This window comes from Rhizobium sp. AN73 (genome assembly GCF_030757975.1).
GTDB lineage: Bacteria > Pseudomonadota > Alphaproteobacteria > Rhizobiales > Rhizobiaceae > Agrobacterium > Agrobacterium arsenijevicii.
Genome location: NZ_JARWME010000002.1, coordinates 324,079 through 348,667 on the forward strand (window position 1 = coordinate 324,079; position 24,589 = coordinate 348,667).

20 protein-coding genes and 2 pseudogenes are annotated in these 24,589 nt (G+C 61.2%); 10 read left to right on the forward strand and 12 right to left on the reverse strand.

What is annotated here, in order from left to right:
* Positions 1 to 219 precede the first annotated feature (219 nt).
* Positions 220 to 1,407, forward strand: coding sequence for a benzoate/H(+) symporter BenE family transporter (locus tag RBH10_RS11455; RefSeq protein WP_281037125.1), 1,188 nt, complete (start codon positions 220 to 222; stop codon positions 1,405 to 1,407).
* 299 nt (positions 1,408 to 1,706) lie between these two features.
* Positions 1,707 to 3,416 carry a 2-isopropylmalate synthase gene (leuA, locus tag RBH10_RS11460; protein WP_045022899.1) on the forward strand — a complete coding sequence of 570 codons (1,710 nt, stop codon included), beginning with the start codon at positions 1,707 to 1,709 and terminating at the stop codon, positions 3,414 to 3,416.
* Positions 3,417 to 3,620: 204 nt separating this feature from the next.
* Here leuA and RBH10_RS11465 read toward each other — a convergent pair.
* A pseudogene (locus RBH10_RS11465) lies at positions 3,621 to 4,570 on the reverse strand (metallophosphoesterase).
* 66 nt (positions 4,571 to 4,636) lie between these two features.
* Between RBH10_RS11465 and RBH10_RS11470 the strand changes: the two are divergent.
* The gene (locus tag RBH10_RS11470) at positions 4,637 to 5,128 is read left to right on the forward strand and encodes an NUDIX domain-containing protein (protein ID WP_281037123.1); all 492 of its coding nucleotides are present in this window, start codon (positions 4,637 to 4,639) and stop codon (positions 5,126 to 5,128) included.
* Between the two features lie 72 nt (positions 5,129 to 5,200).
* On the opposite strand, the gene RBH10_RS11475 is transcribed toward RBH10_RS11470, so the two are convergent.
* The gene (locus tag RBH10_RS11475; RefSeq protein ID WP_281037122.1) at positions 5,201 to 6,202 is read right to left on the reverse strand and encodes a glutathione S-transferase family protein; all 1,002 of its coding nucleotides are present in this window, start codon (positions 6,200 to 6,202) and stop codon (positions 5,201 to 5,203) included.
* Positions 6,203 to 6,498: 296 nt separating this feature from the next.
* On the opposite strand from RBH10_RS11475, the gene RBH10_RS11480 reads away from it, so the two are divergent.
* Complete coding sequence (locus RBH10_RS11480; protein WP_281037121.1) at positions 6,499 to 7,068, forward strand: GNAT family N-acetyltransferase; 570 nt, start codon at positions 6,499 to 6,501, stop codon at positions 7,066 to 7,068.
* 354 nt (positions 7,069 to 7,422) lie between these two features.
* The gene (locus RBH10_RS11485) at positions 7,423 to 8,736 is read left to right on the forward strand and encodes an MFS transporter (RefSeq protein WP_281037120.1); all 1,314 of its coding nucleotides are present in this window, start codon (positions 7,423 to 7,425) and stop codon (positions 8,734 to 8,736) included.
* 59 nt (positions 8,737 to 8,795) lie between these two features.
* Here the strand turns inward: RBH10_RS11485 and RBH10_RS11490 are convergent, their stop codons facing one another.
* A complete protein-coding gene (locus tag RBH10_RS11490; RefSeq protein WP_281037119.1) occupies positions 8,796 to 9,761 on the reverse strand; it encodes an MBL fold metallo-hydrolase in 966 nt (321 codons plus the stop codon).
* Between the two features lie 87 nt (positions 9,762 to 9,848).
* Here RBH10_RS11490 and RBH10_RS11495 point away from each other — a divergent pair, with 87 nt between their 5' ends.
* Positions 9,849 to 10,802 (forward strand): LysR substrate-binding domain-containing protein, encoded by a 954-nt coding sequence (locus tag RBH10_RS11495; protein ID WP_281037118.1) that lies wholly within the window; start codon positions 9,849 to 9,851, stop codon positions 10,800 to 10,802.
* Positions 10,803 to 10,811: 9 nt separating this feature from the next.
* On the opposite strand, the gene RBH10_RS11500 is transcribed toward RBH10_RS11495, so the two are convergent.
* From RBH10_RS11500 to RBH10_RS11520, 5 genes are all read right to left on the reverse strand, one after another.
* The gene (locus RBH10_RS11500; protein WP_281037117.1) at positions 10,812 to 11,225 is read right to left on the reverse strand and encodes a GNAT family N-acetyltransferase; all 414 of its coding nucleotides are present in this window, start codon (positions 11,223 to 11,225) and stop codon (positions 10,812 to 10,814) included.
* An 89-nt stretch (positions 11,226 to 11,314) separates the two neighbouring features.
* Positions 11,315 to 13,399 (reverse strand): hypothetical protein, encoded by a 2,085-nt coding sequence (locus tag RBH10_RS11505; RefSeq protein ID WP_281037116.1) that lies wholly within the window; start codon positions 13,397 to 13,399, stop codon positions 11,315 to 11,317.
* A gap of 1 nt (position 13,400) precedes the next feature.
* Positions 13,401 to 16,211: a DUF4159 domain-containing protein gene (locus RBH10_RS11510; protein WP_281037115.1), complete on the reverse strand. Its 2,811-nt coding sequence runs from the start codon at positions 16,209 to 16,211 to the stop codon at positions 13,401 to 13,403.
* Positions 16,208 to 17,122 carry a DUF58 domain-containing protein gene (locus RBH10_RS11515; RefSeq protein WP_281037114.1) on the reverse strand — a complete coding sequence of 305 codons (915 nt, stop codon included), beginning with the start codon at positions 17,120 to 17,122 and terminating at the stop codon, positions 16,208 to 16,210. The genes RBH10_RS11510 and RBH10_RS11515 overlap by 4 nt, the downstream gene beginning before the upstream one ends.
* A gap of 25 nt (positions 17,123 to 17,147) precedes the next feature.
* Positions 17,148 to 18,158, reverse strand: a complete 1,011-nt coding sequence (locus RBH10_RS11520; protein WP_281037113.1) for a MoxR family ATPase — start codon at positions 18,156 to 18,158, stop codon at positions 17,148 to 17,150.
* A 174-nt stretch (positions 18,159 to 18,332) separates the two neighbouring features.
* Here RBH10_RS11520 and RBH10_RS11525 point away from each other — a divergent pair, with 174 nt between their 5' ends.
* The 3 genes from RBH10_RS11525 to RBH10_RS11535 are packed head-to-tail and all read left to right on the forward strand — an operon-like array spanning position 18,333 to position 20,850.
* Positions 18,333 to 18,962, forward strand: coding sequence for a DUF1285 domain-containing protein (locus tag RBH10_RS11525; RefSeq protein ID WP_281037112.1), 630 nt, complete (start codon positions 18,333 to 18,335; stop codon positions 18,960 to 18,962).
* A complete protein-coding gene (locus RBH10_RS11530) occupies positions 18,959 to 19,597 on the forward strand; it encodes a CoA pyrophosphatase (RefSeq protein WP_281037111.1) in 639 nt (212 codons plus the stop codon). The genes RBH10_RS11525 and RBH10_RS11530 overlap by 4 nt, the downstream gene beginning before the upstream one ends.
* Positions 19,594 to 20,850 carry a CCA tRNA nucleotidyltransferase gene (locus RBH10_RS11535; RefSeq protein ID WP_281037110.1) on the forward strand — a complete coding sequence of 419 codons (1,257 nt, stop codon included), beginning with the start codon at positions 19,594 to 19,596 and terminating at the stop codon, positions 20,848 to 20,850. Before RBH10_RS11530 ends, RBH10_RS11535 begins: the two co-directional genes overlap by 4 nt.
* A gap of 26 nt (positions 20,851 to 20,876) precedes the next feature.
* Here the strand turns inward: RBH10_RS11535 and RBH10_RS11540 are convergent, their stop codons facing one another.
* The 3 genes and pseudogenes from RBH10_RS11540 to hemF form a co-directional block, all read right to left on the reverse strand.
* Entirely contained in the window at positions 20,877 to 21,062 is a 186-nt protein-coding gene (locus RBH10_RS11540) for a DUF1059 domain-containing protein (protein WP_003513537.1), read from the reverse strand.
* A gap of 132 nt (positions 21,063 to 21,194) precedes the next feature.
* Positions 21,195 to 21,461 (reverse strand): hypothetical protein, encoded by a 267-nt coding sequence (locus RBH10_RS11545; RefSeq protein WP_281037109.1) that lies wholly within the window; start codon positions 21,459 to 21,461, stop codon positions 21,195 to 21,197.
* Positions 21,462 to 21,583: 122 nt separating this feature from the next.
* Positions 21,584 to 22,496, reverse strand: a pseudogene (hemF, locus tag RBH10_RS11550) (oxygen-dependent coproporphyrinogen oxidase).
* Positions 22,497 to 22,625: 129 nt separating this feature from the next.
* Here hemF and RBH10_RS11555 point away from each other — a divergent pair.
* The gene (locus RBH10_RS11555; RefSeq protein ID WP_045016637.1) at positions 22,626 to 22,901 is read left to right on the forward strand and encodes a hypothetical protein; all 276 of its coding nucleotides are present in this window, start codon (positions 22,626 to 22,628) and stop codon (positions 22,899 to 22,901) included.
* A 9-nt stretch (positions 22,902 to 22,910) separates the two neighbouring features.
* Here RBH10_RS11555 and RBH10_RS11560 read toward each other — a convergent pair whose 3' ends face one another.
* Complete coding sequence (locus RBH10_RS11560) at positions 22,911 to 24,563, reverse strand: Na/Pi cotransporter family protein (RefSeq protein WP_281037107.1); 1,653 nt, start codon at positions 24,561 to 24,563, stop codon at positions 22,911 to 22,913.
* Positions 24,564 to 24,589: the final 26 nt, after the last annotated feature.

Here is a 24,589-nt window from a genome sequence, read left to right on the forward strand (position 1 = left end):
GCTAAACTTTGATGACGTTTTCCATGCCGCCGTACCTGAAGTCCGGTGACTTATCTTGCCAAGCCGCGTCTTTTTTGATCCAGAATGATATCAATGCTCATCCAAAGCGTGTTGCCGTTCGCGGATCCGCGCTCCACCTTGCAAGTTTTGTTTCTGCCTGTCGCCAATGCAGACCGCTATGCGTCTTCCGCGACAGCCAGCAGGCCGTAGAGTGCTTTTATGCTGAGAGATTTTTCCGTCCAGAGCCTGTTCATGGGTTGCCTGACCGCCTTTGTCGGCTTCGCCAGTTCTTTCGCCGTCATCCTGCAGGGCCTGAAGGCTGTCGGCGCGACGGATTTCCAGGCGGCATCGGGATTGATGGTGCTGTCGGTAGCGATGGGTCTATGTGCCATCCTTCTGTCGGTTGCCACACGGATGCCGATCAGCATGGCGTGGTCGACACCCGGCGGCGCCCTGCTGGCGACCACCGGGGTTATCGAGGGCGGTTTTCCGGCGGCCGTCGGCGGCTTTGTCGTCTGTGCTATCCTGATCATCATTGCTGGCCTGTTCAGGCCGCTCGGAAGAGCCGTTGCCTCGATTCCAGCGCCGCTGGCCAACGCCATGTTGTCCGGGGTCATTATTGGCCTGTGTTACGCGCCGATCAAGGCGATCGGCTTCAACCCGGCGTTCGGCCTGCCGATCATTCTCGCCTGGATCGTGGTGGGGGCCTTCCGGCGGCTTTTCGCCGTGCCTGCGGCGCTTGCTGCTTTCGTGCTGGTGATGATCTTCGGTATTGATATTCCCGCGGGCGCGCTGGACAGTGTTGCGCAATCGCTGGCGCCTCCGATGGAGTGGGTGACGCCCGTCTTCAGCCTGCATGCCGTCGTCTCCATTGCGCTACCGCTCTTCATCGTCACCATGGCGTCGCAGAATATTCCCGGCATCGCGGTGCTGAAGGTCAACCATTACGATCCGCAGCCCGGACCGCTTTTCGCTGCGAGCGGCTTTTTCTCACTGCTTTCAGCGCCCTTCGGTGGCCATGCGGTCAATCTTGCCGCAATCACGGCCGCGATGTGTGCGGGCGAGGATGCCCATCCTGATCCGAAGCGTCGCTACTGGGCGGCGATCATCGCCGGCGTCGGTTACATCATCTTCGGCCTATTGGCAGGTGCGGTCACGGCCTTCGTGGCGCTCGCGCCGCCCATCCTCATTCAGGCGGTGGCGGGCCTTGCGCTGGTGGGCGCCTTTTCCGGCTCCGCCGTCGCAGCCTTCAAGGAACCCGAGACGCGGGAAGCTGCGGCGATTACCTTCCTCATCACCGCATCCGGCCTATCTTTCGCTGGCGTTTCCGGGGCCTTCTGGGGGCTGATCGGTGGCGGACTGATGATGGCGTTGACCGGTTTTGTAAAAGGATTGAAGAGACAATAGCCCTTGCATCAAAATATTTCGCCGATTATAAGCGTGCCCATGAGCAACAGCATCGCAACCATTTCCGGCATGAGCGCGCAGATTTTTGCGAACGCCTCTCCGTGCGGTGCACTCTCGCTTCTTAGCCTCGACCTTACACGCGGTTGCCGGGTCCAGTGAGGAGCGCCCGGCGGCCGAAAGCCCGCTGGCGCAAACGCTCCTCATCTCGAAATCTCATTTTATACTGGATTTAGGCCCTTGAGGGCCGCGCATCCGCCGATGGCTCGAGAAGCCCGCGGACTGCGCAAGGAGGAAGCGAAATGGACGGCAAGATCACCAATATTTCCAAGGGCATGTCGGACGCGAACGTCAAGTATCGCCCTTACCCGACCATCAATATTCCTGACCGCACATGGCCGGGCAAGACCATCGACAAGGCGCCGATCTGGTGTTCGGTGGACCTGCGCGACGGTAACCAGTCGCTGGTCAACCCCATGGGTCACGACCGCAAGGCCCGGATGTTCAAGCTGCTCTTGGAAATGGGCTTCAAGGAAATCGAAATCGGTTTTCCTTCCGCCTCGCAGACGGACTTCGACTTTGCCCGCTGGTGCGTGGAAGAAGGCAATGTGCCTGACGACGTTTCCCTGCAGGTGCTGGTGCAGTGCCGCCCGGAACTGATCACCCGCACCTTCGAAGCGCTGCAAGGCGCCAACAAGCCGATCATCCACTTCTACAATTCCACCTCGGAATTGCAGCGTCGCGTGGTGTTCGGCAAGGATGTACACGGTATCAAGCAGATTGCCGTTGATGCGGCCAAGATGATCACCGACATGGCCGCCAAGGCCGGCGGTGGTTTTCGCTTTGAATATTCGCCGGAAAGCTTTACCGGCACCGAGCTGGAAGTGGCGCTGGAAATCTGCAACGCCGTCGTTGAGGTGGTGAAGCCGACGCCGGACAACAAGCTGATCCTGAACCTGCCGTCGACGGTGGAAATGGCGACGCCGAACATCTATGCCGACCAGATCGAATGGATGTGCCGCAATATCGACAACCGCGAAAACGTCATCATCTCGCTGCACCCGCATAATGACCGCGGCACGGGCATCGCCGCGACGGAGCTGGGCCTGATGGCCGGTGCGGACCGCGTCGAAGGCACGCTGTTCGGCAATGGCGAGCGCACTGGTAACGTCGACGTCGTGACGCTGGCGCTGAACATGTACACGCAGGGCGTTGATCCGGAGCTGGATTGCCGCGATATCGAGCGTATCAAGGCGGTCTACGAATATTCCAACGAGATGACGATCCCCGAGCGTCACCCTTATGTCGGTGAACTGGTCTATACGGCGTTTTCCGGCTCGCATCAGGATGCGATCAACAAGGGCATGAAGGCGATCAAGGTCGCAAATCATCCCGTCTGGGAAGTGCCCTATCTGCCGATCGATCCGAAGGATGTCGGCCGCTCCTACGAGGCGATCATTCGCATCAACTCGCAATCCGGCAAGGGCGGCATCGCCTATATTCTGCAGCAGGATTACGGCATCAACCTGCCGCGCAACCTGCAGGTGGAGTTCCGTGAGGACATCCAGCGCATCACCGACGAAGAGGGCGTGGAACTGCCGGCCAAGCGCATCTATGAGCGTTTCATGGAGCGTTATGTGACGCAGCCGAATGCGCGCATCAAGTTCGTCGATCACCACACCTATCCGGCCGGCGATTTCAAGGGCGTGCGCATCGTTGCCGCCGAAATTACCGACAATGGTGAAGTGAAGCGTATCGAGGGCAAGGGAACCGGTCCGATCGATGGGTTCATCAATGCGCTGTCGGTCTATCTCGGCATCGACCTGTCGGTGAACGATTATTCCGAGCACTCGCTGCAGCATGGCTCGAATGCTTCGGCCATCGCCTATGTTGAGATGGAGCATCCGGGCGGCAAGCTGTTTGGCGCCGGGGTTAATACGAATATCGTTGGTGCTTCGCTGGAAGCGATTGTTTCTGCTGCCAATCGGGTGTTGGAAGAGCGGGCTAAGTAAGCTGGGTTTGAGGGTGGGGCAAGCACCCCCTCTGCCCTGCCGGGCATCTCCCCCACAAGGGGGGAGATCGACCGGAGGCACGGTCTCGCCCATCTCAACGTTCAGAATGAAGTGACGAAAGAGCGTCTTGCCGATCTCCCTCCTTGTGGGGGAGATGCCCGGCAGGGCAGAGGGGGGTAAGCCCCAACCTCAGCGCCGGCGAACCTATTCCCTCGGCAAAGAAAACCCCAACGGCCGCCCATTTTCATAAAACACCCGCACATCCTCAAGCGCGACGCCCGTTCCTGTCTCATTGAGACTGTGGCGTTCGCAGGCGACGTTCCAGGTGCCGGGGCCGCCGGAAATGTGGAAGAGATTATAGGCCGCGCGTGGTTTTTCGCCGCCCGGTCCCTGGCTGGCCGAGGAAATGCCGACGACCGGAATGTGGTCCTGCCCGTGGTGGGTATTCAGCCAGTAGACCGTGTTGAGATGGGTGTGGCCATGCAGCACAAGCTCCGCGCCGCCAACGCCGAGCGCTGCGGCGAAACGGCGAACGCCGAACATGCGTTTGTGGGCGGCAGTGGCGCCCCGGATCGGCGGGTGATGGATCATCACCACGCGGAACAATCCCTGTTCGCCGGCTTTTTCAAAAGCTCCGCCGTTGCGCGCGCCTGCCGGTTGCCGAAATAACCGGTGGCCGAGAAGGGCGGCGTTGCAATAGAGGTGGAGCAGCCGATCAGCGCAACGGGGCCGCGCACGCGCATATAGGGAAAAATCTTGCGGTCTTCGTCCCATTCCGCCGGGTCGCCATCGCCGCGCACGTAAGGGTACCAGGCGCGCATGGCCTTGTCGTGCGCGCCGGAAACATAGGCGTCGTGATTGCCGGGAACGACGGAGGTTTTGTCAGGATCGCCGACCTCTTCCAGCCAGTCGGCGGCCGCGCGAATTTCAATGCCCGTCGCAAGATTGACGAGATCGCCGGTAATAGCCAGATGATCCGGCGATTTGGCCTCCAGATCGTCGAGCAGCTTTTCCAGCGTGTCGGTGAACAGGTGCTTGCGGCGGTTGCGGTGCCAGTTGACGAAACCGGTAATACGCTTGGATGCAAGTTCCCGGAAAGTGAGTTTCGGCAGTGGCCCTAAATGGACGTCTGAAATATGCGCAAGTTTGAACATGGCGGCAGAGATAACCTATGATATGCGGCACGTCCAATAAAAGCCTGCCAGCGGGGAGAAACCAGGGTGAATGACGAGATAATCGAGCGGCAGGCCCGCCCGTTCCACAGGCGTATCCTCATCCGCCTGATGCATTTCGTTTTTCTGTTCACGCGGGGCGCCACCCTTGGTGTGCGCGCACTCTGCTTCGATGATACGGGCAGGATTTTTCTGGTGCGGCATACCTATCTGCCCGGCTGGTATCTGCCGGGCGGCGGGGTGGAGCCCGGCGAAACCCTGCTTATGGCGCTGCACAAGGAAATCCGCGAGGAAGGCAATCTCGAGGCCGCCTCCAAACCCGAGCTGGTCCATGTCTACCTCAATCTGGAAGGCAGCAACCGCGACCATGTGGCGCTCTACCGGCTGGAAGTGACCCAGATCCGGCCGAAAAAGCCGGATCACGAAATTACCGAAAGCGGCTTTTTCGATCTCTCGGACCTGCCGGAAAACCTGACGCCCGCCACCCGCCGCCGCCTTGCCGAACTTTCCGGCAAAGCGGCGATTGCCGACTACTGGTAGCGGCGGCGTTTTTCGTCAGCCTAGAGCGTTTTGTTTTGACGCATTTTCCGTACGTAAAACCGCTGCGCACTTTTACTGGAAATGCTCTAACGCCTCGCGGCCGTGGGCCATGGTCAGGTCCAGTTCCGGGCCGACGGGCACGATGCCGGTTGGATTGATGGTGAGGTGGCTGCGGTAATAATGTTCCTTGATATGGCGTATGTCGACCGTCTCCGGCACGCCTGATGTCTGGTAGAGATCACGCAGATAACCTGTGAGATGCGGGTAATCGTGAATGCGGCGGATGTTGCATTTGAAATGGCCGACATAAACAGGGTCGAACCGCACCAGTGTGGTGAACAGGCGCCAGTCCGCTTCGGTCTGCTGCGCACCGAACAGGAAACGCTGGTCCTTCAGCCGGTTCTCCAGCATGTCCAGCGTCTCGAACACCTTCACGGCGTTTTCCTGATAGGCTGCCTGTGTGGTGGCGAAACCGGCCTTGTAGACGCCATTGTTGACGGTGTCGTAGATGACGTCGTTCAGCGCGTCGATGTCTGCGTGCAGGGCCTCCGGATAATAATCCGCCGTCGATCCGGTGAGATCGTTGAAGGCCAAGTTGAACATGCGGATGATCTCCGCCGATTCATTGGAAACGATGGTGCCGCGCTGTTTGTCCCACAGCACCGGCACGGTGACGCGTCCGGAATAATGGGGGTCTGCCTTGGCATAGACCTGCCATAGCCTGGAAAAACCGAAGAGGTGATCTTCGGTCGCTCCGGGCGTGCGTTTGCTCTGCGGTCTGAATTCCCAGCCGTTTTCCAGCATCAGCGGATCGACAACGGAGACGGAGATCAGGTCTTCCAGCTTTTTCAGTTTGCGGAAAATCAGGGTGCGATGCGCCCAGGGACAGGCCAGCGAGACATAGAGGTGGTAACGGTCCTTCTCAGCCTTGAAACCACCCTCTCCGGAAGGGCCGGGTGCGCCGTCAGCCGTTATCCAGTTGCGGAATTGCGAGGCGCTGCGCTTGAAATGCCCCTTGGTTTCCTTGGTGTCGTACCAGACGTCTTTCCATACGCCTTCCACCAGCATGCCCATGACGATCTCCTTGGTTGGTTCCTTGGCAGCGATCCTAACCGTTTAGCGCGGTCTCGCGAACCCGCAACGCGTTGAACAATGCGTTTCCTCTCTTGAGTTGGCTGAATGGGATGGCGTCGAGATTTGTTCTGGACGGGTGGGAATTTTCCTGATAATTGCGATTTTCACAAATCTGAGGAAATTGTCGATTATGATCGAAACACGGATGCTCCGACGACGCTGACGCTCCTGAACGCCTTTACCGGCGCAGCCGTCATCTATTGTCGCATCCGCATTCTGGAAGTTTCGGTCTCTTCATGTCCAAGCACGATCTTGTCTACCTCACCGAGGACGCGTCCCACGACGCCATCATCGAAATCATCAACGAAGAAGCGTTCGGCCCCGGCCGGCACACCCGTGCGGCTGCGCGCATCCGCGAGCAGGGGCCGCATGACCGGTCGCTGTCTTTCGTTTGCGCCGACGATGGTGAGACGATCGCTTCGGTGCGCATGACGCCGGTTCTGGCCGGTGGGGTGAAGGGCCATATGCTCGGCCCGCTTGCGGTTCGGCCATCGCACAAGAATATGGGCATTGGCCGTGAACTCGTCCGGATCGCCATTGCCGCCGCCCGGCGGAAGGGCTCCGAGGCCGTGATCCTGATCGGTGATCCGCCCTACTACATGCCGCTCGGTTTCGAAAAGGTCGCTTATGCGGCGCTCGATTTTCCGGGTCCGGTGGACCCCAACCGGGTGCTGGTCGTGCCTGTTGGCGACGATGTGCACCAGCGGCTGAAGGGCAAGATCGGCTGGCGCAAATGCGAGGCCGCCACGCCCGCCGCCAAGGCGGAAGACGAGGGTTTCGAGGAGCCTCTCCGGGTTTACGGCTGACGGATTTTCTTTTCGACAGGTTTGATGTTTTGCCAAAGTACCGGCGCCCGTCATTCCGGCCTTGAGCCGGAATCCAGCCGACACGCGTCGGCGTGGCGGGAAGAATTCTTTCAATCCAAGGACTTGGGCTGGCTGGATCCCGGCTCAAGGCCGGGATGACGGAAGTTGGAGTGGTGCGAACTGCATCGAGTATCGAGGGCGACGCGCCCATTTACATTCTTGCATGATGGAAACCAAGGGTGGTGCCGTGGCGTTCTGCCTTGAAACCATGCATCGCACTTCGCAAAATTCAATTCCGTTTCCTGCCCCCATGCGATAGCACTCGAATGTCGATTTCGGCGAAGGGGCGGGCATATGACGGCAATCACCATGAACGATGCGCTGGAGCGCGCAGGCGCAGGCGCCTATCAGCGGCGGCTGATGGGTATTTTCGGCCTTGTCTGGGCGGCGGATGCCATGCAGGTTCTGGCGGTCGGTTTTACCGCTGCCTCGATTGCCGCGAGTTTCGGACTGACTGTCCCTCAAGCCCTGCAAACTGGAACGGTCTTCTTTTTCGGCATGCTTTTGGGAGCGGCCGGTTTCGGGCGTCTGGCGGACCGTTATGGACGTCGCCGCGTGCTGATCGTCACCGTGGCCTGCGACGCCGTGTTCGGCGTGCTGTCCGTGTTTGCGCCCGACTTCACTATCCTTCTTGTTCTTCGCTTTCTGACCGGGGCGGCTGTCGGCGGCACCCTGCCGGTGGATTACGCGATGATGGCGGAATTCCTGCCGGCAAAGAACCGCGGGCGCTGGTTGGTGTTTCTGGAAGGTTTCTGGGCCATCGGCACCCTGATCGTGGCGCTTGCCGCCTGGGGCGCCAGCCTTGCCGGTGTTGCAGATGCCTGGCGTTATATTTTTGCGGTCACGGCCTTTCCCGCCGTTCTTGGTCTCGGCTTACGATTCCTTGTGCCGGAATCGCCGCTTTACCTGATGCGGTCAGGGCGATCCGATGAGGCCAAGGCTGTCGTCAATCGCATGCTGGTGGTGAATGGTCGCGCGCCGCTTGATGCCGGAACCGGGCTTTTCCAGCCTGAAGTCGGCAAGGGGCAGGGGATATTTTCACCGGCGCTCAGACAGCGCAGCATCATGATCCTTGCCATCTGGTTCCTCGTCTCCGTCTCCTATTATGGTGTCTTCACCTGGATGCCGGCGAAACTGGCGGGTGACGGTTTCGGCTTCGTGCGCGGTTACGGTTTTCTGGTGCTGGTGGCGCTGGCGCAGATCCCCGGTTATGCGCTTGCCGCCTATGGAGTCGAGAAATGGGGCCGTAAGCCGACGCTGATCGGTTTTTGCCTGCTGTCGGCGCTCGGTTGCCTGCTCTTCACGCTCGCCACTGGTGGCGCGATGATTGCCGCCTCGCTTCTCATCATGAGCTTCGCGCTGCTCGGCACATGGGGCGCGCTTTATGCCTTTACGCCGGAACTCTACCCGACGGAATCGCGCGCGACTGGGATGGGGGCTGCGGGCGCCATGGCAAGGCTTGGCGGCCTTCTGGCGCCATCATTGCTGGGTTATGCCATCGCACAGGGCTTCGGTTTTGCAATCGGCATCTTTGCCGGGCTGCTGGTGCTGGCTGCCATTGCGGCAACGATGATCAATGCGGAAACGCGGCGGGTGGCGCTGACATAGGGCATGTTCGCGTGGCCGATGGCCTGACCTTTTCAGGTCAGGCCATCGGTTTCACTGCCTTATAGTGCTGTGTAGTTGACCGGCAACCAATCGTAATTGGTACTGTCTGTGCGCACATGGCCTATGCCGGGGAAGGCGATATGGGCGCCGGCCACCAGATATCTGCCTTCCACCGCCTGCCGGAACGCCAGATCACGCGCGATGACAGCGGCCTTCTGGTCGACATCGAACTCGATGGCGACGTCAGGCTCATCGAATTGGAGGATGTCGCCATGGGTGATATCGCCCCAGAAGACGATCTTTTGTCCTTCGCTTTCAACCATGATACCGCTATGGCCCGGCGTATGGCCAGCATAGAGGATTGAGCCGAGGCCGGGAACCGGTGCGGCATTATCCGCGAATGTCTGGAACTTTCCGGCATCGATATAGGGCTGGATGCTTTCTTTCGCTTCGGCATAACCCTTCTTCAGTGCTTCGGGTGCTGCCTTGGCCTTTGCCTCATCAAGCCAGAAGGTGGCCTCGCGCGTGTTGACCCTGAGCGTCGCATTGGCGAACACACGCTTGCCCTTCGCCGACAGCCCGCCGGAATGGTCGGTATGGATGTGGGTCAGGATAACGTCGTCTATGTCCCCTGCCTTATAACCGGAGGCTTCGATATTGGCGACGAGCCTGCCAAGGGACGGGCCGAGATAGGTGCCGGTGCCGGCATCGATCAGCACCAGCCTGTCTCCGGTGTTGACGAGAAACGCATTGACCGAAGTGGGCGTCTCTTCCGGCAGGAAGGCATCTTGCAAGACCTTGGCCGCATGTTCGGGCGTGGTGTTGGTGTAGATTTTTGCGAGCGGCAGGGCGATGACGCCGTCCAAAAGGGCGGTAACCTCCACCTTGCCGATCATCAGCCGATAAAAGCCGGGCGCCTGGGTGGCGGCGAGCGGCGCCTTGGCGAATGCCACGGAAGGCGCAACGAAGGGGGCGGCGATGATGGCGCTGGCGGCGCCTTTGAGAAGTGAACGACGTGACGGCATGGTAAGCTCCTGAGTTTTGGGGAAGCCTTGAAAGTTTCCGTACTCCAGCTAAGTGTAGTGAGGCCAGCAATCAAATCGATGTGACTTATGCAAACTATCGATCATTTCAATCTTCGTTCTTTTGACCTCAATCTTCTCATTGCCTTCGATGCGATGATGGAAGAGATGAGCGTCACGCGCGCCGCACGCCGGCTCAAAATCCAGCAGCCGGCCATGAGCCACAATATCTCGACCTTGCGGACCCTGTTCCAGGATGAGCTTTTCATCCGGGTAGGGCAGGAGATGAAACCGACGGCGCGGGCGCTCAATCTGGCGGGACCTGTGCGGCAGGCGTTGCGACAGGCGCAGGCGGCGGTGATGACGGCGGATGTGTTCGATCCGGCGACGGAGCGCCGCACGTTTCGGCTGGGTATGTCGAGCGAAGTGGAGCTGTTGCTGCTGCCGGATTTGACGGCGCGGCTGCGCGAGATCGCGCCCGGCATCGGCATTCTGGTCCGCAATGGGCAGGAACAGGAAATCACCGCGATGCTGGATACGGGCGTGATCGACATCGCCGTGGGATGTGCCTATTCGAAAGAGCAGCGCCACCATTGCGAACCACTTTATTCCTCCAGCGTTCTCTGCTGTTTTAACCCGGCTTTGCTCGATCTGCCCAATCCCGTGGGACTGGACGCCTATATGCAGGCCAAACATGCGGTCATATCGCAAACGGACAGCCTGCATGGCTGCATCAAGGACGCGCTGGAGTTGACCGGCGTCGAGATCGACGTCGTCGCGGCAGCACCTGATTTTCTCTCGGTTCTGGCAACGGCGCGATCCTCGGCGGTGCTGGCGACCGTGTCTTCACGCATCGCGCTGCGTTATGCGCCGATGCTGGGACTGGAGATAAGCCCGGTGCCGGTGACGCTGAAGTTCCCGCCCGTCGCCATGGTCTGGACATTGCAGACCGATGCGGATGCCGGAGCCGTGTGGCTTCGCCAGCAAATCCGCGAGGCTATGGGGCGAACGGTGGACGGTGAGGTGTCGGGCATTGCCGCCTAGGGTTACGTTCTAGAATCGCTTTTCAAGCCATGTGATCGACTGGCCCGTGGAAAGCGGCGCAAGCGAGCCGATCCTGGTGAAACCGCAGCGTTCATAGAGTCTCAGCGCATCCGGGTTCATCGTGTCGATATAAGCGCCCATGCAGCCGCGCTTTTTCGCTTCCTCTTCCGCCATGCCGAGAAGCTTCGCACCCGTGCCCTGGCCGCGTAAGGTCTCGGGGATGAAGAGAAGCTGCACGTAAAGCCAGCCGCGAGCGGTATAGCCTACAAGACCGCCGGTCACGGTGTTCTCGTCATCGCGGATGGTGATGGTGAGGTCGCGTTTGCCGCTTTGGCCGAAACGGGCGAGATTATAGGCCACCAGCGGGTCGCGGATGGCCTTTTCAGCTTCTGCATCCGCGATGTCGCTCAGAATGAAATTCATGATCATCTTTCCCGGGTCGCCGAGCGGCGGCCATTTCTCGTTTTCCAATCCGAGACGGGGAAGCGCCTGAAGCTCCCACCGGAAAGTTCCTACCGGCCCTCACGCCACCACAGCGCGGAGAAGGCAAGCAGCAGGGCGGCAAGCCCGGCAAAACCGGCAAACAGCGGCAGGGTGTTGACACCCTTCAGCACCGTCTCGTCGGTCATGCGTATCAGCATGCGATCCTCATCGGCAACCCTGATATCGCCTCTTACGGGCAGGATATCGGGCAGCGCCACGCGGCCGGAATTGTCGGCGACACGGTGCACGCTACCCTTGGTGGCGTCCGCCAGCGGTTTCAGCGTTTCGGTCGTCGAAATCATCGCCTTGAATTCCGGCGCATCCACCGCGCCGACATGGACGAGGGTGGTGAAATCGCCGTTGCTGATTTCGAACAGGCCGGTTTCATCCATACGGCGCTCGATCTTGTAAAGACCGGGCTCCGTATTGGTGAAGGCCATGTTTTCGGTTTTTCCCGAGGGGAAATGCACGGTTGCCTGACCGGGATCGTCACCGATGGTCTGGCGGGTGATTTGCAATGTGCGGCCGTTGGCCCGCGCTGTCAGCGCCTCTTCCTCAAGCTCTGGTTCCTTCATCAGCCAGTGCGCGATGCGGCGATAGAGCGCCACATGCGGGCCACCGCCTTCGTAACCGCGCGCCCAGAGCCAGCCCTGATCCGAAAGCAACATGGCGACACGGCCTTCGCCCTGGCGGTTAAGCACCAGCAGAGGGTCCTGCCCGTCGCCGAGCATCACGGTCTGGCCCTGTGGCGGCTCGACGCTGACGGTGCGGAACCAGCGGCCCCAATGCGGCGGCTCGTCGCCCGATCCATCCAGCCCGCGGGTGACGGGGTGTTTCTTGCCGGCTTCCGAGAGGCGGGGATAAAAGGCAGACTGATGCACTTGACCCGTCGGCTGGGCCGGCAGCACGGATGCCAGCGGCGTCATGGCGATCGAATCCTGACCGGCATGTTCCGGGCCGGCGGCGATCAAGAGCGCACCGCCCTTTTCGACATATTGTGCGATGTAATCGTAATAGAGGATCGGCAGCACGCCGCGATGCTGGTAGCGGTCGAAGATGATGAGGTCGAAATCCTCGATCTTCTCAACGAACAATTCGCGTGTGGGGAAGGCGATCAGCGACAGCTCGTTGATCGGCGTTCCGTCCTGCTTTTCCGGCGGGCGCAGAATGGTGAAATGCACCAGATCGACCGAGGCGTCGGATTTCAGCAGGTTGCGCCAGGCGCGCTCGCCGGCATGCGGCTCGCCGGAGACCAGAAGCACGCGCAGGTTCTGGCGGATGCCCTCGATCAGGTGAACGGCACGGTTGTTTGCTGCCGTTACCTCTCCGGGAAGCTCGGCAACGGAAAACTCCATGACATTGTTGCCGCCACGTGGAACCTTGAAGTTGAAGGGGGTCGGCTGGCCCGGGGTCGCCTGCAGGGTGGCGATTTCCTGCCCGTTCATCTTCACCGTCACTTCCGCCGAACCACCGCCTGCGGGGCGACCGTCGTCGAAGACGCGCAGCGTCAGCTGCTGTTCCTCGTTGACGATGCCAAAGCGGGGGGCGCGGACGATCTCGATGCGGCGGTCGAATTCATTGGCCTTGCCGGTGATCAGCCCGTGAACGGGCGCGCGGAAACCGAGCGCTTGCTCGGCATTGGGCAGCGCGTTCGGAATGTCGTGGATCTGGCCGTCGCTGAGGAAGATCGCACCGCCGACGCGCGAGGGCGAAACATCCGAGACGGTGGAAGAAAGGGCCGAGAAAAGCTGCGTCGAGGGCGAATCGCTCTCGCCATCGTCGCGCACTTCCACGATGCGCGGCTCGATGCGCGGGAAGCGGGACAGGCGGTCTTTCAGCGTCTCCAGCGCCGTGTCCGTCATCTGCGGACGGTCCTGTACGTCCTGGCTCTGCGAGCGGTCGACGATAACGGGGACGATGGTAGAGAGTGGCTCGCGTTCCTCCTGCGTCAAAAGCGGATTGGCGATGGCTGCGAGCAAAGCGGCAAGCGCCAGCCCGCGCAGCCATGCGCCGCGCACACCACGCCACAGACCGATGAAGGAGAGGAGAAGGGCGGCGACGGCCAGAACGGCAATCACGATCCACGGCAGGAAGGGGGCGAATGTCAATGTCATGTCACTGCCCCAATCGTTCGAGAAGTGCCGGAACATGGACCTGATCGGCCTTGTAGTTGCCGGTCAGCATATACATCATGATGTTGACCCCGGAACGGAAGGCATGTTCGCGCTGCAGCTCGTCCGGCGGCACGGTCGGCAGAACCGGCGCGCCCTGCGCGTCGACGGCCCATGCGCCGGCAAAATCATTGCCCGTTATCATGATCGGCGTCACACCATCGCCGGAGGAGGAGAGGCCGGACGTCGTCTTGGCCGCCCCCTGTCGCGATTCCACCCAAAGCGGCGAGCCGTTGTAACGCCCGGGAAAATTGGTGAGCAGATAGAAGGACCGCGTCAGGACGTGGTCTTCCGGCACGGGCTCCAGCGGCGGAATATCGATATTGGCGAGGATCGCCTGCAAACGTTCGCCGTTGGGGCTGGTCGCGCCGGTATCGAGCGAGGAGAACTGGTCGCGCGTATCGAACAGCACGGTACCGCCGGCGCGCATATAGGCATCGATGCGCGAGATCGCGGCGCTCGACGGCATGGGGGCGGAGGCCGACACCGGCCAGTAGATGATCGGGTAAAACGACAATTCGTCCTTGGATATATCGAGGCCGACCGGCTGGCCGGGCTCCAGCGTCGTGCGCCAGGTCAGGAATTCGCTCAATCCCTGCAAACCCTGTTCGGAAATGCGGTCGACATCGTCTTCGCCGGTGCGGACATAGGCGAGATGCGTGGTATCCAGCCGCTCGAAGATCTGCTCGTCACCGGGTTTGGGGTCGTCGGCGCGCGCCTCGCCTGGGGACATCGCGGCAAAGGCGCCAAGCGCCAGCAGCACGGCGGCAGCCGAGGCGCTTCGGGCTTTCGGCAGGCGTGCGAAGGCGCCGTTCATGAACAGCACGATCAGGCTGTCGGCGATCAGCATGAGGAAGGCAGCGATGAACAAGGAGGGGCGCAGCGATTTTGCCGTTTCGCCGATCAGCGCTTCGCTGGTGGTGCTGACACCGGCGATCGACGTGTCGAGCGGGCGAAGCGTGGCGCCAGCCGGCAGAAGATTGAGAGCCACGAAACCATCCTCTGTGCCGTAAAGGCCGGGGGGATTGTCAAAACCGGTGCGAGGCGGTTGACCCGGGCGCATTTCCAGCGGCCGGGCAGAGCCGACGTCGGCGGACAAGGCACCTTCGGCTGTCAGCAGCCGGAAGGGCGGCAGGGCCGCGGCCGGAGCATTCGCGGCGGCGGAAGCACCGCCCGCCTTCGACAATTGCACGATACGGCGCAGCATATCGACGAAATGGCCTGAGATCGGCAGATCTGACCAGCTTGCCTCGGCGCTGACATGGAACAGTACGATGCGGCCCGCCTCGACATTGCGCGTGGTAACTAGCGGCGTGCCGTCGGCAAGGCTTGCCCAGGTGCGCTCGGCAAGGTCCGGTGTCGGCTCGGCCAGAACCTGACGTTTGACAAGCACGCCATCGGCCTTCGGCATGCCAGCGAAAGCGCCGAAATTCGGGAAATCGGCGAGCGGCTGTGGCTCGGCCCAGGAGAGCGCGCCGCCAAGCGCGCGTTCGCCCTGTCGCAGCGTCACCGGCACCAGCGGATCATCGGCGGGGGCTGCTGCAAGGCGCGGTCCGGCAAAACGGATCAGCGTGCCGCCGGCGGCAAGCCAGCGCTGCATCGGCTCATAGGTCTCCTGCGGCAGACGTCCGATATCGGCCATGACGATGACGGAGGGGTTGGATTGCAGGATTTCCGGGATCGCCTGCGCAAGATCTGCCTGTCGTTGCGGGATGAGATCGACAAAAGGCTGAAGGGCGCGGCTGATGTAATAAAGCGGCTGCAGCAGCGGCTGGAAATCATTGCCGGTTTCACCGGCCAGCAGCGCCACGCGGCGGCGGCGGAAACCGTCATCCAGGAGATGCACCGCGCCCGCCGTCGAAACTGCCTCGATGGAGAGGCGGGCGAAGTCGTTGCGCAATTCGAAAGGCGCTTCCACCGTCGCCGTCGTTTCCGCTTCGCCGGGAGCGAAACTGGCGGTGCCAGTGGCGAGGATACGGCCCTGGCTGTCCTGCGCATTGACGGTCAACCGGCTGGGGGAGGCCGTGTCGAGCCGCGATAGCGTGACGCTCATCGCATCGGCATTGTTGGTGGCGCCGGTAATGGCGGCGATGGATTTCCCATCACCCGTGACGATGCGGAACTCGGCAGCTGAGAGGCTGGCCAGCGTTTCCAGCGCGCTTTCATCCTGTGCTGTTGCAACGCCATCGGCAATATAGGCGAGCGTGCCGGGGGCCGTGCCGTTCAGCGCCACGGCGATCGCTTCCGCCGTGCGCACGCGGTCGGGAACAAGCGGTTTCGGCTTGGCGGCGGCAAGCTTGTCCAGCGCTACTGCCGTCGTTGCGGGCACGGCATCGTGTTCGGCATCGGCGGTGAAGCTGATGGAGACGGGGCGGTCGGCCCGCTCCGCATCACCGATCAGGGCCTTGGCCGTATCGACGCGCCTCTGCCAGTCGGTGGCGGATGCCCAGCTATTGTCCACCACAAGCACCAGCGGGCCGGTGCCGGCAATGCTGTTGTTGCGCGGGTTCACCACCGGATCGGCCAGCGCAAAAATCACGGCGGCGGCGAGCGCGATGCGCAGCAATGTCAGCCACCACGGGCTTTTGGAAGGCGTTTCCTCGCGCTTCAGCACCGTTGCCAGAATTTTCAGCGGCGGAAACACCTCCGCCTTGGGGCGTGGCGGAGTCAGCCGCAGCAGCCACCAGATGGCGGGCAGCGCCAGAAGGCCGAAGAGAATATAGGGGCTGGTAAAAACGAAAGGCAATGCGCTCATTGGTTGCCACCGCCTTGCGCGGGCGCACCGGACAAATACATGTGAACGGCGACGAGCGCCTCGGAGGCGAGATGATCGGTGCGGTGGAACACGAAGTTCCAGCCGAGACGGCGCAGCGAAGACGACAGCGCCTCGCGCCGGGCGAGATAGGCGCGGGTGTAATCCTCGCGAATGGTTTCTGCACGGCCTGAAACCAGTTTTTCGCCGGTTTCCGGGTCGGTGAATTCGGTGCGGCCAGAATAGGGGAAGGTTTCTTCGGCCGGATCGGCGATTTCCACCACATGGCCACGTAAGCCCCGCCGCGCGAGCGGCGAAATCCGCTCCATCACGTTTTTAGCGTCATCGAGAAAATCGCCGATGAGGACGATGTCGCTCGCACCGCGGATCATGGCCGTATCCGGCATGCCTGATGTGAGCGGCGCGTGCATGATGGCGGCGGCGAGCCGTTCGGCGGCGTTTCGGGCCGAGACCGGCTCCATGATACCGGGACAACCGATGCGCTCGCCCGAGCGCGCGAGGATTTCCGCCAGCGCCAGCATCAGCACCAGCGCCCGGCTTTCCTTGGAGACGGAGCCGAGTGTAGACTTGAACATCATCGACGGCGACATATCCGCCCAGAGCCAGATGGTGTGGGCGGCTTCCCATTCGCGGTCACGGACATAGGTATGGTCGTCGCGGGCCGAGCGCCGCCAGTCGATCCGCGACAGGCTTTCGCCTTCGGCATAGGGCCGGAACTGCCAGAAATTCTCGCCGATGCCGCGTTTGCGGCGGCCATGCCAGCCGGCGGTGACGGTATTGGCGATGCGCTTTGCCTCGACCATGCAGTCCGGCACCAGTGCGGCACGCTGGCGCGCGCGCGCCAGAACTTCGCTTCCCGGCGTCTTGTCTACGATCTGGCCGATGGATGCCACATGCATTCCTTTCGCGAACGCGCTTTTAGTTCTTCGCCTGCTCCACGAGGGCTGCGATGACATCGCGCACCGACATGCCTTCGGCGCGGGCCGCAAACGTCAGCGCCATGCGGTGTTCCAGCACCGGCTCGGCCAGCGCATAGACATCGTCCAGCGACGGCGCGAGCCTGCCTTCGTAGAGCGCACGGGCGCGTGCCGTCAGCATCAGCGACTGGCCGGCACGGGGACCCGGTCCCCAGACAACGTGTTTGTCGGTCAATTTGTTGCCGTGGCCGGGGCGGGCGGAGCGGACGAGCGACAGGATTGCATCCACCACCTTGTCGCTAACCGGCATCTGGCGGATGAGCGCCTGGATTTCCATCATGCGTTCGGCGTCGATCACCTTGCGCGCCTCACCGGAGGCGGTGCCTGTCGTGTCGAGCAGGATCTGGCGTTCGGCGGCCAGCTCGGGATAACCGACATCCACCTGAAGCAGGAAGCGGTCGAGCTGGGCTTCGGGAAGCGGGTAGGTGCCTTCCTGTTCCAGCGGGTTCTGGGTGGCGAGAACGTGGAAGGGTTTCGGCAGCTCGTAATGCTGGCCGGCCATGGTGATGTGGTATTCCTGCATGGCCTGCAGAAGCGCGGATTGCGTGCGCGGGCTGGCGCGGTTGATTTCATCCGCCATCAGCAATTGCGCGAAAACCGGACCCTTGATGAAGCGGAAAGAACGGCGGCCGTTTTCGTCCTGATCCATGACTTCGGAGCCGAGAATATCCGACGGCATGAGATCAGGCGTGAACTGGATACGGTTGGCATCCAGGCCGAGAACCGTTCCGAGCGTGGTGACCAGCTTGGTCTTGGCAAGACCGGGAACGCCGACGAGAAGCGCGTGGCCGCCCGAGAGGATGGCGAGAAGCGTGTTCTGCACCACTTTTTCCTGGCCGAAGATGACCTTGGACACTTCCGCGCGGATGGCGGCAATGTCCGAAAGCGCCTTTTCCGCCGAGGCGACGATGGCTTTTTCGTCGAGGGTTTCGCCGGTATTCATCACGCCCATGTCGCTCTCCTCATACCTTTGCCGCCGACCCATTCCTGCCCCGTCTTCATGGCCGTCGGCCGGGGCGGATTTCGCGCTGCAGCTAGCTTATTGCTCTCTTGGCCGCTGACAAGCGCCATTCGAATGACTATGTCGTGACTTAGTATTTCCTTATCGGCAAAGCGAGACTCGAATATGGCAGCGGAGACGATAAATTCGGCAGGCGATGCGGCGGGGCTGGCGGCGATGATCTCCCGTGCCGCCGAGCAGACCGGCGATGCCAAACGCGGACCTGCCCCGGTGGAACGCTGGAATCCGCCCTTTTGCGGTGATCTCGACATGGAAATCCGCGCTGACGGCACATGGTTTTACCTCGGCACGCCCATTGGCAGGGCGCCGCTGGTGCGGCTGTTTTCGACGGTTCTGCGCAAGGATGCGGACGGCCGGACCTATCTCGTAACTCCTGTGGAAAAAGTCGGCATCCGCGTGGTGGATGCGCCTTTCGTGGCCGTGGAGATGAAAGTGACTGCGGCAGAAAAGGATGGCGAGCCGCTGCTCACCTTCCGCACCAATGTCGGCGATGTGGTGGAGGCGGGGCCGGAGCACCCGCTGCGCTTCGAGATTTTCGGTGAGAACCGCGAATTGAAACCCTATATTCTGGTGCGCGGCAGGCTGGAAGCGCTCGTTTCGCGGGCGGTGATGTATGATCTCGCAGCACTCGGCGAGGTGATCGAAGTTGATGGTGTCGAGATGTTTGCCGTGCGCTCGGGCGGGATTGTCTTTCCCGTGATGCCTGCCAATGAACTGGAACGGCTTTCGCAATGACTATGACGACAACGGGCCTTCAAACCTTTACCGCCGCCGATTTCCGCCGCCGGGTGCTGCAGGATGGTGAAGGCGTGGCCGAGCGGGAGAATGGCGATCACCTGCTCAATCCGGGCGTTATTCTCTCTGGAAACGGCATAAGGCTGAAGGATGCCGCCGTGCTGGTGCCTGTTATTGACGACGGCAACGAAGCGCGGGTGATCTTCACCCAGCGCACCGCAACCCTGCGCAAACATTCCGGCCAGATTTCCTTTCCGGGCGGCGGCATCGATGCTGAGGACCGCACACCGGAAGAAGCGGCGCTGCGCGAGACGGAAGAGGAGATCGGCCTTTCGCGGTCATTCGTCGAAACGGTCGGACGTCTGCCGGACTATATTTCCGGGACGGGTTTCCGCATCAAGCCGGTGCTGTCTGTCGTTCGTCCCGGTTTCGACCTGACGCTTAATCCGACGGAAGTCGATGAGGTTTTCGAGGTGCCGCTGTCTTTCCTGATGGACCCGGCGAACCATGGGCGCGGCAGCCGCATCTTTCAGGGGAAGGAGCGGTTTTTCTACGAAATGCCCTATGGCGAGCGCTACATTTGGGGCATTACGGCGGGCATCGTGCGGACGATTTACGAGAGGTTTTATTCATGAGTAGCCTTGCCGGGCGGGACTGGTTCGAAAAGCCGGCGCTGAAGCGCATCTTCGCGCTGTTGAATGCCGATGGCGGCGAGGTGCGGATCGTCGGCGGCGCGGTGCGCAATGCGCTGATGGAACAGCCGGTGGTCGATGTCGATATGGCGACGACGCTTACCCCAGATGTGGTGGTGGAGCGGGCGAAGGCGGCGGGCATCAAGTCGGTGCCAACAGGCATCGAGCACGGCACGGTAACGCTGGTAATTGATGGGGAAGGTTTCGAGGTGACGACGTTGCGCCGCGATGTCGAAACCAACGGCCGCCATGCGCAGGTAGCCTTCGGCACTGACTGGCAAACCGATGCCGAGCGGCGGGATCTCACCATCAACGCGCTTTATGCCGACGAGAAGGGCGAGATCATCGACCTAATCGATGGTCTTCCCGACATTGAAACCGGCACGGTGCGCTTCATCGGCGATGCGGCGATGCGGATTTCGGAGGATTACCTGCGGATTCTGCGGTTCTTCCGCTTTTTTGCCCATTATGGTTCCGGTCGCCCCGATGCCGATGGTTTGCGCGCCAGTGCGCGGGCCAAGGACAAGCTGGGGACGCTTTCAGCCGAGCGGGTGTGGAGTGAGTTGAAAAAGCTGCTTTCCGCCCGCGATCCTTCCCGCGCCCTCCTGTGGATGCGGCAATCGGGCGTTCTGGCGGAAATTCTTCCCGAGACGGAAAAATGGGGCATCGACGCCATTCACGGGCTGGTGGCGACGGAGCAGGCTCTGGGCTGGGCGGTGGACCCGATGCTGCGGCTTGCCGCCATCGTGCCGCCGGACAGGGACAGGCTGGCCGCTCTTGCCGCGCGCCTGCGGCTGTCGAAAGCCGAGGCGGCTTATCTTGCCCATTGGGCTTCGGCTCCGGCGGCTGATCCCGAGCTGAAGGAGACAGCGCTCGACCGGCTGCTTTATCGTCAGGGCGTCGAGGGCGTGAAGACGCGGCTGAAACTGGCGCTTGCTTCGGCCCGTGCCGATCTTTCCGCTGGCGACACGGCCATGCAGAAAGTGGCGCGGCTTTCGACTTTGCTGACGAGGGCGGAAAAATTCCACAAACCGGGTTTTCCGCTAAGCGGTGCGGACGTGATGGCCGCCGGGGTAGCGGCTGGCCCGAAGGTGGGCGAGGTGCTGAAAAGCCTCGAGGAAAAGTGGATCGACGTCAATTTCTCGCTCGACCGGGCAGCGCTGACCGCCCGGCTGAAGGATATGCTGGAGAATTGAGATCGCAGTAACGAAGGCGTTGCGGCTTACGCCGCATTTGCCTCGTCGCGGATGCGGGATTTGATGTTTTCGATCATGTTCTCGCGGATGATGGTTTCGCCGTGGGCCGATCGCATATGTTCCACGGTGCGGCGCACGACTTCCGCGTCGTCGTCTGCGCGGGTGTGCCAAGCGCAGCCGGGCACAAGCGTTCCACATTCAAACAGTCTCATGGTCTTGCCTCCCTGTTTTAGACAGAGGGACAGCGTGCAAATGCCTGCTGTCCCTCTGACAAGAAACGAACGTTCGCCGCTTATGTTCCAGAACGGCGTCCGCCGACCCTATTCAGGTCCCGATCAGGGGCCCTATTCAGGCATTGCCCAGCACTGGAAAACAGAGGATGTGCCGGCTGCCGGGATTTTTGTACGAGGCATTTCGTCATTGTCAGCGCGCTTTACCGTTTTTCCGGCAAGCGTGCGTTTTACCTGTTCGACATAAAAGGAATGCGGCAGTTCGCGATCACCCGTGGCACGCATTTCCGCGGCCAGACGGTCGATCAATTCCGGGGTACTAACGGAATGCGAGGCTTCCTCGGCGGAAGCAGATATAGGCATGCTGTTCGAAGTAATCATGACGATAGCTCCTCCAGTACGTCTGCGGGAGGAGATTATCACTGCCTTGATTTTTCCATAAGTCCTAATTTGCGCTATTTGCGACGAAATGGCTGATGAGCGTCAAATTTTTGTGAGCTTTTTTAAGGCCAGCGGACCACGGGCGGCAGGGACGACAGGATCGATTCTGACATTGCCGCCGGTCTTGAGGCCGAAGATCGTGCCGCGATCGTAAAGCAGGTTGAATTCCACGTAGCGGCCGCGGCGGATGAGCTGCTCGTCGCGGTCCTCTTCCGTCCAGGGCTGGTTGAAATTGGACCGCACGATTTTCGGGTAGACCAGATTGAAGGCGCGGCCGACATCCTGCACGAAGGCGAAATTGGCGTCCCAGCCGCCTTTTTCCTCTTCTGGGTGCAGCCAGTCGAAAAAGATGCCGCCAACGCCGCGCGGTTCGTTGCGGTGCTTCAGGAAGAAATACTCATCGCACCACGCCTTGTATCGCGGATAGTCGGCGACAGGGTGGCGGTTGCAGGTGATTTCGAAGCCGCGGTGGAAAAGCTGGCTGTCCGGGTCCTGCTCCGTCCGCCGGCGTCCGAGCACGGGTGTCAGGTCCGCGCCGCCGCCGAACCAGTGGCTGGTGGTGACGACCATGCGGGTGTTCATGTGCACGGCCGGCACATTGGGATTGACCGGATGGGCGATGAGCGAAATGCCCGAGGCCCAGAAACGCGGATCTTCTTCCGCACCCGGTATCTGCTTGCGGAACTCCGGCGAGAATTCGCCATAGACGGTAGAGGTATGCACGCCGACCTTTTCGAAGACGCGGCCTTCCATCATCGACATCTTGCCGCCGCCGCCCTCACCATTGTCGCGCAGCCAGTCCTTCTGGACGAATCGTCCGGGCTCCTGGTCGGATAGAGGACCGGTCAGTTCGTTTTCGAGGGTTTCGAAGGTGGCGACGATGGTGTCGCGCAGATGCTGGAACCAGGCCTGAGCGGCGGCCTTCTTGTCTTCGATGTCCTCGGGCAAGCCCTTCGGCAAAGATGGCCGTTCCATGCATGTTCTCCTTTGGTGAAGTCGATTCCCTGTCGCATCTAGCAGGTGCTGGCCTTGCGCACAAATTCGACTCGCCAAGTTCACATGCGGACACTATCTTTATCGATGTAGGTGCCAGAGGTGAATATCATGACGAAATTTGCCGGACCGCCGCCCCTCGACGGGCTGAAGCGCAGGATCGCCAATCACCGCAAGGCGCGTGAAAGCGCTGGCGGCGAGCAGACGCAGAACGGCATGTTCGTGCGGCAGACCTTCTGTCTTGGCCGTGAGGAAGCCCGCGCCAAGGCGCGCGAATGGTTCGACAGCTTTCCGAAAGCCGCCTATTGGACGGAAGTGGAAAGCTGGCGGCAGCTCGAAGGCGACCGCATAGAATTCACCATGCGACGGCTTCCCTCGGCTGACTGAGATTTTCCTTCAGGAGCGAGGTTCGGCGTAACGCAGGCGGCTTTCGATCAGCACGCCGCTTTCATCCAGAATCGGGTGGGCCACCGAAACGATATGGGCGTTGATGCGCTTCAAATCCCTGAGCATGTCTAGATGCAGCGAGCTGGTCTGCATGCTTTCCGTTAGGCCGTCGCGCAGCCGCTCCAGATGGCGGTTTGAGGACTGTTTTTCGAGGCGGCGTATATCCACCTTGCTTTCCATCAGCCGGCGGGCGAGATCGAAATCGCCGGTTACCAGAATGCTCTGGGCGGCCCGCAGATTTTCGATGGTCATGTCGAACAGCGTCTTCAGTTCCTCATAACCGTCGTCGGAAAATTTGAAGCTGTTCAGCACTTTCTTGCGGATTTGCTCGCAAATGCCTTTTTCGATGATGTCGCCGATATGTTCGAGATTGATCGCATAGTCGATTATGGCGATCGAACGGCGCGCTTCCTCGTCGGTAAGCCCTTTGCGCCCCAGTTGCGAAAGATAGACCTTCACCTCCTGCTGACGGCGGTCGACCTTCTTTTCAAGGAGGGAAACCTCCTGAAGCGGCGCCAGATCATTGTGCTTGAAGGCGTTTTCGGCACGGATCAGCATCCGCTCGATGCTGTCGCCGACGCTTAAGACCTCACGGGTGGCATTGGCAAGTGCGACGACCGGCATATCAAGCGCCTGCTGGTCGAGGAAATTGGGACCGTCTTCGGCTTTCGGATCGCCCGGCACCAGCTTTGCCATCAGGTCGGATATGAGGGCTGAGAAGGGCCACGCAACGGCTGCCAGAATGACGTTGAAGATGAGATGCGCATCGACCGGCAATTTTCCCGGTGAAAGCGGCAATTGCTGCAAAAGCGTCGCGCCATAGGAGGCGAGCGGCATGGCGATGAGGCAGCCGATGGTGCGCACGACAAGATTGCCGATGGTGATACGCCGCGCCGAGGCGGGGCCGGAGAGCGTGGCAATGACGGGCGGAATGGCGCCGCCGAGATTAGCGCCGAGAATGAGAACGATGATGAGACCGGCGGATAGCGTGCCCGTCGCGGCCAGCGACAGGATCAGCACCACGACGGCGAGGCTGGAGGAGGAGACGAAGGCCAGCACGGCAGAGAAGATCAGTGCGACGGGCCACGCGCCATCCAGCAGGCCGATAAATACACCGAGAGCGGGTGAAGCGCGCATTGGTTCGGTCGCGCCGCTTAGGAGATGCAGTGACAGCAGCATCAGGCCGATGCCGATCAGCGCCGTTCCACCGCCCTGTCTGGCGTTGGAGCTGCCCTTTTTCAGCACGATGCCGGCAAGGATCAAAAGCGGCGACAGCCATTCCACGCCGGCCGCAACGATCCAGGCGGTGACGGCGGTGCCGACATTGGCGCCAAGCAGCACCACCTGCGCCATGCGCGGCTTGATGAGATCGCGTTCTGCGAAGGAGGCGACGGTGAGCGCCGTCGCCGTCGAGCTTTGCAGCGCCACGGTGGCAAAGAAGCCGGAAAAGAAGGAACGGGGGCCGTTCTGGGTGCCGGTGGCCAGCACGCTTCTGAGTTTCATGCCGAAGGCGCGGGTAACGCCGTCCTTGACCTGCGAGAGACCAAAGAGCAGCAGCGCGACTGCGCCGAGAAGGTTGACGATGACAATGGTAGATTGCATGCGACGTCTCCTCACACCCGCTGGCG